A 12,324-nucleotide genomic window follows, 5' to 3' on the forward strand; every position below is an offset into this window, starting at 1 on the left:
TAATAACAAAACATTCATATATTAGCACTAAAAAATAATAACTAAAATACAAATTATATGGCCACGTTAACACTCGAACAAAAGAAAGCAGAAGTAATTAAAGAATCACAATTAGCATTAGAGCAAAGACTTAAAACTTTAGAACTTGAAGACAAGAAAGATGCTGAAACAATAAAGATAAAGGCGAAGTTAGAAAGTGAAAAGAAAACTTTTGATGATGACAGAGCTAAGCAAATAAAAGACTTTGAAGAGTTATACAATACTGTACTATTTCCAGCACCCAAAGCAAAAGCGAAAAGAAAAAAGAGCAAAAAACCAACACTAGACAAGGATACTAAGATACAAATGGCAATCAAGAAAGGTTACAAATTGAATGCAGAAGGTACAGGATTAGTTAATGCTAAGGGTGTACCAATGAACTCAACTATAACCGTACCCGATGATAACAAGATTAAACACACTTTATCTGCAAATGTACTACTTGAACACTTAGCAAAAAGATAATAATATTAGCTAACCAAAAAAACTTAAATGAAACAAGTAAACATTATTTCTCTATTAAGTGCATACAATGATTTAAATAAACCGTCATTTAGTTCGTATTTAGAGTATCATTCAATTGAATTAAGAGTTAGTGAATTAAAGGATTTAAAGAGCCTAGTTGATATTTTAATAACAAAAACTAAAAATATTGCCTTGTTTGATAAATACTTCATTGGCTATAAAATTCCACAAATCAGTAAAGAATTTGATTTATTAAGGATAGATGATGAAACGGTCGTTAATATCGAATTAAAGAGAACAAGTACCGAGGATGAAATTTTAACTCAGCTAATACAAAATAAATACTATTTAAATTTCTTAAACAAAGAATTACACAGTTTTACTTTTGTTGCAGATACAGGAAAATTATATACACTCGATGACCAAAATCAACTAGTAGAAGTAAGTTTTAAAAAACTAATAGAAGTACTATCTTCACAAAATGTACAAAAGATTAATAACATAGATAGCTATTTTGACCCCTCAAATTATCTCGTTTCACCGTTCAACTCTACTAAGCAATTTATTAAGAATAAATACTTTCTTACAGCTCATCAAGAAGAGATTAAAAAGGCTACATTAAAGCAATTTGCATTACCAACTACTTCAATAATTTCTATTATAGGAAATGCAGGAACAGGTAAAACGTTGCTAACTTATGACATTGCGAAGGACGTATCCGATACAAAGGAAACACTTGTAATACATTGTGGTTATTTAAATGAAGGACATGTCGCTCTTAGAGATAAATACGGTTGGACTATTATTCCTGCTTTAAATATAATACACACGGACTTATCAAAATATTATTTAATAGTTGTTGATGAGGCACAAAGAATTTATCCAGAACAACTTGACCATTTAATCAAGGAAGTTAAAAAACATTCAACCAATATATTGTTTTCATACGATGGTCAACAAACGCTCCGTAAAGGTGAAGAAAATAACAATGTTGCACAAACTATTGAAAAAGAAGTAACGATACCAAAGTTTGAGTTAACTGATAAAATTAGAACAAATAAAGAGGTGGCCACTTTTATTAATTGCTTATTTAGCAAAAGGAGAAATCTAAAAAAATTAAATTATGAGAATATTGAACTGTACTATTTTAATAATAATGCAGAAGCTAAACTATTTTTAAGTCAATTGCAAAATGAGGATTGGAAAATAATTAATTATACACCAGATAGAACAAAAACATTGCCATACGAGCATCATAATCTTGAAGGTGTTGAAGCTAATGCTCATAAAGTTATTGGTCAGGAATTTAATAATGTTGTTGCAGTTATCGGTGAGCATTTTTATTATAAAGGAGATTACCTTTCAACAAGAAACTATAAAGAAAACCCCTATTATCATCCAACAAAAATGCTATTTCAAATAGTATCTAGAACTAGGATTAAACTAGCTCTTATAATTATAAATAATGAAGAAGTTCTTAATAGATGTATGGAGATAATGAATCAAAAATAAATAAAAAAGGCTATCAATATTGATAGCCTTTTTTATTTTCAAAATATTCCTAATTAAGCACTTAGTATTGATTTCACACGAGTTACAGTTGATAGACTTGTATCAGTTAACTTTGCCACCTTACGCATAGAATTAACACCGCTATTCAATTCTTTTACTACATTACTATACTTGCTTAAAAAATCCTTATCGCTTATTGTAGAACCTTTAACACGTCCTTTATATTTTCCTTGTGCAACAGCAATCTTAATACCTTGTGCCTGTGATTCACGAATATTGTTTCTAGTTAACTCACTAACATTTGCTAATACGTCAGTAATCATCTTAAATATTGGGTTTGGTTTACCATTAATAAACGATTCAATACCTAAATTATTAACCTTTAACGTAACACCCATTTTATTAAAGTAATTCAAAGTGGATTGTATATCGTACGCATCTCTACCGATTCTATCGACACTCTCACAAATCACATAATTAATTAGACCCGATTCTATTTGTTGCATCAAACGTTTTGATTCTGGTCTATCTTTAAATGCAACTGCACCGCTAATAACATCTATAAACATATTGCCATCTGTATTATTAATAGTTTGGCGAATTGTAGATTGTGTAGCAGATGAAACTCTAACGTAAGTACATTGATTAGTTGTCATAATGAATGGTTTTAAATTCATAACAAATGTATGTAATTAATGTATTGTATTCAAATTAAACTATACTTTTTTTAGACTATAATTAATAATAAATGTATAACGCTTTTATTGATATATAAATGTATTCATTAAGCAGAGTCTAAATTGAATACATTGTAGAATAAATTAAATCATATAAATGTATATACATCTTTTTTATAAGCCGTAAAAATTTAACTGTATGATATATAGTTTATTTATGTAAGCGTGTTACTAGTTTTTTGAATCCTTTTTATAATCCGAAATAAACATATAATGTATGTCAATTGGGGCAAATTTCGCCCCACTTTTTTGACCTATTTTTAAAACAATCGTAGTGATAGCAATACTTAACAGAGGAAAAACACCTTGCCGAAAATTGTCATTATATAAGAAAGACTAGGTTTTTCGGCAAGGTAGTTAACTTTAATAGTTATTTAATTAATCATTACAAAATTGTAATAAGTTAAATAAATGTTAATTATTAAATTAAAAATAAATACAACTAATTGTTTTACAGTTGTTTATAAATATTGAGTAAGAAAAATAAGTTATATTTAGATTTAACCTCTTGATTTTTTTTTGAGATTTAGTATAATTGTAATATAACATTAGGCTTCTAATGTTGAATAACGCAAAGTCAAAATATAATGAATGAAAGACAGCACAAAAAAATGGATACTAAATGTATCACAAGAAGAACTAACCTTACAGGAGCGTAAGGATGCAATGATAATGATTGCAATGCTTAATGTATGTGGTGATTACGTAACGGCAATCACAAAGATTAAAGAATTTTGGATAGATGGTACATTGCCACTTCTACCAATTAGTGATGCAGGATATAGCGCACGTAAGGTAGCACGTAGTTTAGCAATGAAACGGATTAAGAATGCGTATGCGTATCACATTACACTAGCATAACTAAACACAAAACCCTGTACTAGTTGTACAGGGTTTTATAAAATAATATATAGGTTAAAGGTCGCAAAGCCAACACTAGAATAAAGTGGTTAAATAACCTACATAAAGATTAATTGTTATTCTTAATATACTACTATTTTTTTTATAGTCAAGTACATATACAATTAGTTGACCGCTAACCTTTAAAACAAGTGGTACAAAATGTTAAACAAGTAATTAAAATAAAAGATTACATTTCAAATGATACAATTGCAAATGATGCAATAACGAGCTTCACGCATAATAAATACATAATTAAACAGTCTACAGGGATGGGTGGTACATCTAGTATCCTAAACATCAAAGATAAATCCGTAGTCATCATAACACCGACAACAGGAATCATAAAGGGTAAAGAACTACACGCACAATCACATCATCTTTCAATTTATATGGGGTCTAAGGATAATTGGAATGATGTTAGCGACAGGCTACTAGATGGTGACAAAATAATCATTACGGTAACGTTTGACCAACTAGTGATGTTAAAAGAAAAAAACTATCCGTTATACTTAAAGATATGTAAGATTAACTGGTTTGTTGATGAGTTTCAAGTTTTTGGTGAAGCAGAATACCGCAAAAATGCTAGTAATGCTTTTTATCAAATCTTCACGGATGCCAAAGTACCATTTATACTTTCAACGGCAACACCAACATATAAAATGATAGATATACCGTTACATATTCAAGATAGTCTTGAAGTGATACACATTGAACACACGACACCCAAAATTAAGAATGTGAATGTACAACCTATGATAGGTTATTACAATTTTGTTAAACAAGAATTAGCGCAAGGCAGAAAGGTTGTTATATTCACAAACGATATTAACAAGTATAAAAACATACTGCACTCAGATAACTACGGAGAGCAAACTCAAATACTCGTTGGTGAAAAAATAGCAATCAAAACATCATTGATTAAAGCAAGAACACTTGATGAACAAATTAAGATTGAAACGGGTCAAATTGACATCACCAAGGACATCTACATATTATCTACATCGTACACCATTGGCTATGATATTGATTTTGACTGTAGTCTTGCAATATGTGTTGATGGTTACAACGTTGCCGAATGCAAATATCTAAACGATATCATACAAGCCTTTGGACGTTGTAGAAATAATGTACATAATGCTACAATTTTTTATAGTGGAATAAGTGAAAAACTAATACCAACTAGAATAGATGTTTTGAATGCAGAAAATGCGATTGTTAATACTGAATGGACAGCTGAATACTTAACTCAAATACAGCCTCATATCAACACAATAAACAAGTCATTGACATTCAATGTTAATTCATTAATTCAATCGCTTAGACAAGCTAATTTTAATGTTAAAGACATGACAGCAGATGCAGACAAACCCAAAGCACCCAAAGGTGGATTAACATTTTCCATTAACAATATTATAGAACAAGATATTGAAGTGACCCAACCGCAAGTGTTAACCATACTCAATAACATTGAGGGTGACGATATCGAGTTTAACGGTTTTGGAGTTAAGCCTCTTTTGATACATTCATACGGTTACATTGCTAAACTAACAGGGTCGCAGTACTTGTTACACGTTCCTGATAAAATGGATAGATGTATTGATAAACTGAAATCATTTTTTGATGTTAATGATGAACTATTGGCTGAATACAAAACGATAGAGAAATATAAACGTTATCACATTACGAGTAAGCAAAAAGAAATGGCTATTGCAAGTGGTGCAGTAATGGATACAGAAACATACAACGAGTATCACCATATCTTTACAGGTGATGAAGCATTTAGAAAAATTAAAGAAGTAATTGAAGCATTATTTTGTATCAAAGGTGTTAATGATGATTCACTTATGCCAGAACGTACACGTAAATTCATTAAAGGATTTAGTGCAATTAGTGAAGAACTTCTAGATGCATATGTTGCTGGATTAACAAACGATACAGGTTTAGACGTAAAGAAATTAATTAAGGATAAGGATATTGAAACTCTTAAATCTATTAAGGTGGACACCAACCACGCAAAGCATAATTATTTTAAACACGTTCCAAGAACGCTTGGAAGTAAATTGAATGAGATAGCAATTAAAGGATTAAATGATGGCGAAGTATATGAGTTTAATTCTAATGAGATTAACCAATTTAATCAAAAATTAGCAAGTATAACCAAGTCATTAACTGAATGTAAAAATGGAGTGTATGCAAGTTATGTAAGTAATTTATATTCTATTGCTAAGCAAAAAGAAAACCATAACGATATGATATTGTATTTGCTATCTAGTTCAGTTGCTGGACACGTTGCAGGATTTAAACGTACAACAACCGATGATAGAGAGTTTAACATCGTAACTAAAACGACAAGGCAATTAAGAAGTCTTACACCGTACGAAATGGTATCATTTGACATTGATAGTGAGTTTGCAACGTTTGTTGATGATATGGTGGGTAGTAACATTAAAGATGATGTGTACTTAAACTTAATGGGAGCGTATGGAATATGCAGAGCAGATGCAAAGAAAAAATATAATAGTATTCTTAATTCGTGGCAAGCACCATTAACCGAAATAACAAAGGTATTAACGAAATGCGGTTATAGTGTTACACAGATTGAACAACTAAAAGTTATCATTAAAAGTGGTAAAGGTTCATTCTATCGCAATATGACACCAAGAGAGAAAAAGGCAGTCGAAACGTTTGTTGAGGTTAATGACATAAGTAAGTACACAAGGGTTCATGATGCAGTAATGTTTATGAAGTCAGAGAAGACAAAATATATAACTCAATTTGGGTCATTGTGTTTTAGCACCGATACAAAGTTTGACACTGAAAGTAGTGAGAAGTACGCAATAGATTTAGCTAAATGGATTGCCGACCGTACCACAACTAAATAGACAAGTTAACACATACTAAAAAAAGAATTGGGGCAAATTTCGCCCCGTTTTTTTTGCCTTTTTTTTCAAAAAATGTAGTATCGGTAGGGGTTAACATTGTATAAACACCTTGCCGAGAATTGTACTTTTAATAGAAAGACGAGGTTTTTCGGCAAGGTGGGTATACGTTTATTAAGTATTTAAAAGTGTCAAATATTAGTCTTTATACATTCCAAAATGTACCAAAACGGATACACACTCTCCTGTAAACACATATAGGTGTTAAACACAAATTGGCGATTAAATACACGTTTGACCCCCTCCCCCCCCTGTATTGACTAAAAAAAATAAATAATATGAATGTGTTCAGTTACCGCCCTCAATAGTTCCGAAAATGTACACAATCAAAAAACGACCAATCGAATAGCCAAACAAATATTTCCTAGATTTTTTGGTCTAAAATAGATAAGAATATTTTTATATATTGTTGTACAATTGTTGTACGAATATTAAATATTGATAATATAATCAATTAATATTTAGCTAGTTATATTAGTAATATTTCGCCAGCCCCAGTATGAATTGTATTTATCACTTGTTAATTCAGTAACTTCAGTAGTATTTGGTGAATTTTTGGCTCTAGAATTGGGTGTGTAAAATCCTGAAAAATTCAAGGAATGTTCTTCGTTAATTTTCTTTTCTACACTTATAAAACCAGCTAAGGCATTATAATTTGTTCCTTCAAAATGCCCTTCCGTCGCCCAGCGCGTACCTGCCGAAATCACAAATGCCCAACCTTTACTGTTCATTCCTGAAGCATATGTCCCCATCATCCGCCAATCATAATTGGTATTAGTACCCGAAAAAGATAAAATCGTTCCCGGCCTGTAAATTGAAGCTCTAGTATTGATTTGCTGAGTACCCAAAATACCACCAAAAGCATAATCCGAAGGAAAAGAGCCCACTGTAAATTCTTGATTCCGAATCACATTATTCAGCCCTCCCCAATCGCCCCATTGCGGTCTTCCATCGAATAGCTTGTTCATTGTAACGCCATTGATCATTGTAGTTGCATATTGGTTGTCTAGCCCTCGAATCCTAAATCGAGCTTGTCCCCAATTGAAAGCCGCTGCTTGTTGAAAAGCATCTCTGGAAGATTGCAAAAGTCCCGACGTACTTTCCGAACCACTATTATCATCACTCAAATCACTTTCGAGAAGCGTGATTATTCCTGTCTGTTGCTCTGAAGTTTGATTGTCCTCTAATGGAACAGCACCCAAATCCAACATTAAGTCTTGGGTAATCACAATAGGAAGCAGCACATCCTTAAATCCTTGACTGTGCAATAGCAACAACTGATTTCCGGGAGCAACAACATAGAAACTAAAAACACCGTCACTTGATGTGAGTTGCATCAGTTGAGTGTTTGCAATCGTAACCACTACATTTTCTAATGGCTTTTGAGTTTTAGAGTCAATAATTTTGCCTTTAATTCCTGTTGGTTTTTGGGCAAATACAAAAGACATCTTGAATAAAAAAAACATTCCTAACAAAAATTTACACATACCTGTTTTATAAACATATGGAATAGGTTGTATGCAAGACACAACACATCCAAAAAATTAGATTCGTTTAAAAAAAGGATAAAAAAAGTTTTGGAAAAAAGGGTTGCAAAAAACCTAAAACAAGTGTGGCATCTTAGTTTTCAATCGAATAACAAAGCATTCAATTAAAAACCTAAGTTGTAAACTTAAGAAAAAAACTATTAACAAATAAAATAAATAGAAATATTTTCTTATTTTTTATTCAATAGCTTTGATTCGACTAACCATAAAAGCAATGAAAAAACCGAAAATTCCAATGAGAGCAAAGGAAAAACGCAAACTAAATAACTCAGCAATATACCCTATTACAGGCGGCCCCATTAAAAAACCAAGGAAACTAACACTTGAAACAGTCGTCAAAGCTTCACCAGTAGGGATCGTTGGATGTTTACCCGCAATACTATACAAAGTAGGTACAATTGTAGAAACTCCTAATCCAATAACCATAAATGCAATTGTGGAAGGCATTATATAAGGAAAAACAACTGCAATAAAGAAACCAGATGAAATCATAATTCCACTTATTTGCATTACTTTTTTTCGGCCGTATATATTTATTAATTTATCTCCAAAAAAACGGCCACTTGCCATCATAATCATAAATGATGTATAACCCAAAATTATTAATGCACCAGGAGCTTTGACAATATCTTTAAAAAATACGCCACTCCAATCAAACATAATTCCTTCACTAGCCATACTGCAAAAACCAATAACTCCAAGTAAAACTAAAGTGCTGTCCGGTTTAGTGAACCCTTTTTTCTTCTCTGTTTTAATGGTTTCTTTAGCCTTAATCAAAAATTTAAAATTTAATGCAATCAATATAAATGCAATAAAAGCAACGATTAGGAAATGAACATATGTACTGAGTTGAAATGCCAACATTCCCAGTCCTACCAAAGCACCGGTAAATCCCGCTAAACTCCACATCCCGTGAAACGAAGACATAATGGTTCTCTTAAAAAGCCCTTCTGTATAAACGCCTTGAGTATTTACAGAAATATTAGTCAGATTGCTAAAAATTCCGAAAAAATATAATCCAAGAGCCAATTGCCAGGCATTTTGAGCCAGACCTAAATTTGTTAAACTCACTGCATACATCAAGATAGCAAAAGGCAGAATGCGATGACTTCCATAACGAGTAACTAATTTACCCGAAAAATACATCATCGTCAATTGTCCAACAGGCAAGGCAAAAAGAATGCTTCCTAATTGACCGTCGCTTAAGTTCAACTCAGATTTTATGCTTGGAATACGGCTCGCCCAAGTAGCAAAACACAGCCCCATAGCAAAATAAAACATGGATACTGCCCATCGTATTCGAACCAAATAAGAGGCTTTCGCATCTCGATAGTTTTTTTTGTATTTTCCTTTGGCTTTATACCGACCTATAAAATTTAAATCTATCAAAACAATTGTTTTTTTGGGATCCTTTGTGTCAAAAGTACGAAAAGAAACAATCCAAAGACATAAACCCTTTCAATGCAATAAATTACAACGATATTGTTTAAAAAAAGCAAGCAACCCTATTAAAATAAGAATCATTTTGGGGTGTCACCATTAGAAAAATGGGCCAACTCAGCATATCGCTTAGTCGACCCATTTCCCTAATGCTGTCGGGCTATCCGCGCTACTTCGGTAGCTTGCTACTATCCCTCACGCACATCAACAAGATCTTTAGTGTAAATTAGACATTCAATCTTTTAAGAATAAACCAAGTTAAATACAGATCAAGAATGTGCCATTGCCATACAAAGAATACTAATTTTGGCTCCCGGAATTTTTAGCAACTCTTTCGAACAAGCTTCGAGAGTGGCTCCTGTAGTCAACACATCATCAATCAGCAGATAATGTTTATTGGTATCTTCTTCGGTGAAAGTAACATCAAAAACTGTTTCAATTCCTTCAGTCCTTCCCAAAAGATTTTTCTTTGACTGAGTTTTAGAATATACTTTGCGCATTAGAATAGTATTATTCAATGGAATTTTAAAATTCTCGGACAAGGCTAATCCAAAATTAGTAACCTGATTATAACCTCGCTCTTTCAATCGTTTTTTATGCAAAGGAACTGGAATGATCACGTCTACATTATTTACAAAGGAGCTATCTTTTAAATCAGATGCATACCATTCGCCCAAAAAACTTCCTATTTCTTCATGTCCTTTGTATTTTAGATTATGAATTATTTCCTGAACCATTCCTTTTTTGTGAAAATACAATAATGCCGAAACATGTTCGACAGGAATCCGACCATAAAACTTTTTAAATGCTTCATTTTCGGGATTCAGATGATGGTTCGTCAGAGGTAATTCATGTCGGCAAACCGTACAAATTATATGTTCGTTGGTACCTACAAATGATTTACAACCAGCACAAACCTTTGGGAAAAACAAATTAATCAGGGAATTAAACATAAAAAAATCGATTTATCCATAAAAATAAGAAAACCTCTGCTTCAAACTTCATTTTTTTTCTTTTTTTAATTTCACTTTTTATATTTTTGCATCACTATGGCAAAACAAGAAGATTTATTTAAGAATGTAGTTTCGCACGCAAAAGAGTACGGATTTATTTTTCCGTCAAGCGAAATATACGATGGTTTAAGTGCAGTCTATGATTATGCACAAAACGGAGTAGAATTAAAAAAGAACATACGCGAATATTGGTGGAAATCAATGGTTCAAATGAACGAGAACATCGTAGGATTGGACGCGGCAATATTGATGCACCCAACAACTTGGAAAGCATCTGGTCACGTAGATGCCTTCAACGATCCATTGATAGACAACAAAGATTCCAAAAGAAGATACAGAGCTGACGTTTTGATTGAAGATTATGCTGAAAAGTTAAATCTAAAAGCAAAAAAAGAAATCGAAAAAGCGAAAACTCGTTTTGGAGAGGCTTTCAACGAACAAGAATTCATCACAACAAACGCAAGAGTGGTTGAATATCTAGCTAAAGAAAGAGAAATTCTGGAAAGAATGGGCCGTTCTTTAGGAGCTGGAGACTTGGAAGATGTAAAAGCATTAATTGAAGAATTAGAAATTGCTTGTCCTGAATCAGGTTCTAGAAATTGGACTGAAGTGCGTCAATTCAACTTGATGTTCGGTACCAAATTAGGAGCTTCTGCAGATACAGCAATGGATTTATACTTGCGTCCGGAAACGGCTCAAGGTATTTTTGTTAACTTCTTGAACGTTCAAAAATCAGGAAGAATGAAAGTTCCTTTTGGAATTGCTCAAACTGGAAAAGCGTTCAGAAATGAAATAGTTGCAAGACAATTCATCTTCCGTATGCGTGAGTTTGAACAAATGGAAATGCAATTTTTTGTTCGTCCAGGTGAAGAAATGCAATGGTACGAACATTGGAAAACCACTCGTTTGAATTGGCATTTATCTCTAGGTTTAGGAAAAGAGAATTACCGTTTTCACGATCATGAAAAATTAGCACACTATGCAAATGCCGCTGCTGATATCGAATTTAATTTCCCTTTTGGATTCAAAGAATTAGAAGGAATTCACTCTAGAACTGACTTTGATTTAAAAGCACACGAAGAATTTTCAGGTAGAAAACTTCAGTATTTTGACGCCGAATTGAATCAAAACTATGTTCCTTATGTAGTAGAAACTTCGGTTGGTCTAGACAGAATGTTCTTGGCTGTTTTCGCAACTTCTCTAAAAGAAGAAACATTAGAAGACGGTTCAACTAGAACAGTATTGAAATTGCCTGCAGTTCTTGCTCCAACTAAAGCTGCAGTTTTGCCATTAGTTAAAAAAGACGGATTACCAGAAATCTCCAAAAAAATCATCGACGATTTAAAATGGGACTTCAATGTGGCTTATGATGAAAAAGATGCAGTAGGAAGACGTTACAGAAGACAAGATGCTTTAGGAACTCCTTTCTGTATCACTGTGGATCATCAAACTATCGAAGACCAAACGGTAACCATTCGTCATAGAGATACGATGAAACAAGATCGTGTAGCTATCGCAGATTTGAAATCAATTATCGAAAATGAAGTTTCTATGAAAAACTGGTTAATGAAAATGTAATTATTTGATTCAAATATATTATAAAAAATGCTTCTCGATTGGGAAGCATTTTTTTTTAAAACAAGTATTAAAAACAAAATCAAATTTATCACAGATTTTTAATTAGCACGATTTTTAAATTTTATTGTTGTTTTTAATCAAATTGTACTAA

At 32.3% G+C, this 12,324-nt stretch carries 9 protein-coding genes; 5 read left to right on the forward strand and 4 right to left on the reverse strand.

Annotated elements, in window-relative coordinates; all coding sequences use genetic code 11:
- Positions 1-57 precede the first annotated feature (57 nt).
- Positions 58-504 (forward strand): hypothetical protein, encoded by a 447-nt coding sequence (locus J2W95_RS07475; protein ID WP_310005552.1) that lies wholly within the window; start codon positions 58-60, stop codon positions 502-504.
- Between the two features lie 27 nt (positions 505-531).
- Positions 532-2,016: a DNA/RNA helicase domain-containing protein gene (locus J2W95_RS07480; protein WP_310005554.1), complete on the forward strand. Its 1,485-nt coding sequence runs from the start codon at positions 532-534 to the stop codon at positions 2,014-2,016.
- A gap of 53 nt (positions 2,017-2,069) precedes the next feature.
- Here J2W95_RS07480 and J2W95_RS07485 read toward each other — a convergent pair whose 3' ends face one another.
- The gene (locus J2W95_RS07485) at positions 2,070-2,672 is read right to left on the reverse strand and encodes a recombinase family protein (RefSeq protein WP_310005556.1); all 603 of its coding nucleotides are present in this window, start codon (positions 2,670-2,672) and stop codon (positions 2,070-2,072) included.
- A gap of 672 nt (positions 2,673-3,344) precedes the next feature.
- Here J2W95_RS07485 and J2W95_RS07490 point away from each other — a divergent pair.
- A complete protein-coding gene (locus tag J2W95_RS07490; RefSeq protein ID WP_310005558.1) occupies positions 3,345-3,614 on the forward strand; it encodes a hypothetical protein in 270 nt (89 codons plus the stop codon).
- 191 nt (positions 3,615-3,805) lie between these two features.
- Positions 3,806-6,538, forward strand: coding sequence for a hypothetical protein (locus J2W95_RS07495; protein ID WP_310005560.1), 2,733 nt, complete (start codon positions 3,806-3,808; stop codon positions 6,536-6,538).
- A gap of 518 nt (positions 6,539-7,056) precedes the next feature.
- Here J2W95_RS07495 and J2W95_RS07500 read toward each other — a convergent pair.
- From J2W95_RS07500 to J2W95_RS07510, 3 genes are all read right to left on the reverse strand, one after another.
- Entirely contained in the window at positions 7,057-8,061 is a 1,005-nt protein-coding gene (locus J2W95_RS07500) for a carboxypeptidase-like regulatory domain-containing protein (RefSeq protein WP_310005561.1), read from the reverse strand.
- A 258-nt stretch (positions 8,062-8,319) separates the two neighbouring features.
- Positions 8,320-9,531: an MFS transporter gene (locus J2W95_RS07505; protein ID WP_310005563.1), complete on the reverse strand. Its 1,212-nt coding sequence runs from the start codon at positions 9,529-9,531 to the stop codon at positions 8,320-8,322.
- 320 nt (positions 9,532-9,851) lie between these two features.
- The gene (locus J2W95_RS07510) at positions 9,852-10,535 is read right to left on the reverse strand and encodes a ComF family protein (RefSeq protein ID WP_310005565.1); all 684 of its coding nucleotides are present in this window, start codon (positions 10,533-10,535) and stop codon (positions 9,852-9,854) included.
- A gap of 96 nt (positions 10,536-10,631) precedes the next feature.
- Here J2W95_RS07510 and J2W95_RS07515 point away from each other — a divergent pair, with 96 nt between their 5' ends.
- A complete protein-coding gene (locus tag J2W95_RS07515) occupies positions 10,632-12,173 on the forward strand; it encodes a glycine--tRNA ligase (protein ID WP_310005568.1) in 1,542 nt (513 codons plus the stop codon).
- Positions 12,174-12,324 lie beyond the last annotated feature (151 nt).

It is taken from the genome of Flavobacterium granuli, assembly GCF_031456055.1.
Classification (GTDB): Bacteria; Bacteroidota; Bacteroidia; order Flavobacteriales; family Flavobacteriaceae; genus Flavobacterium; species Flavobacterium granuli_A.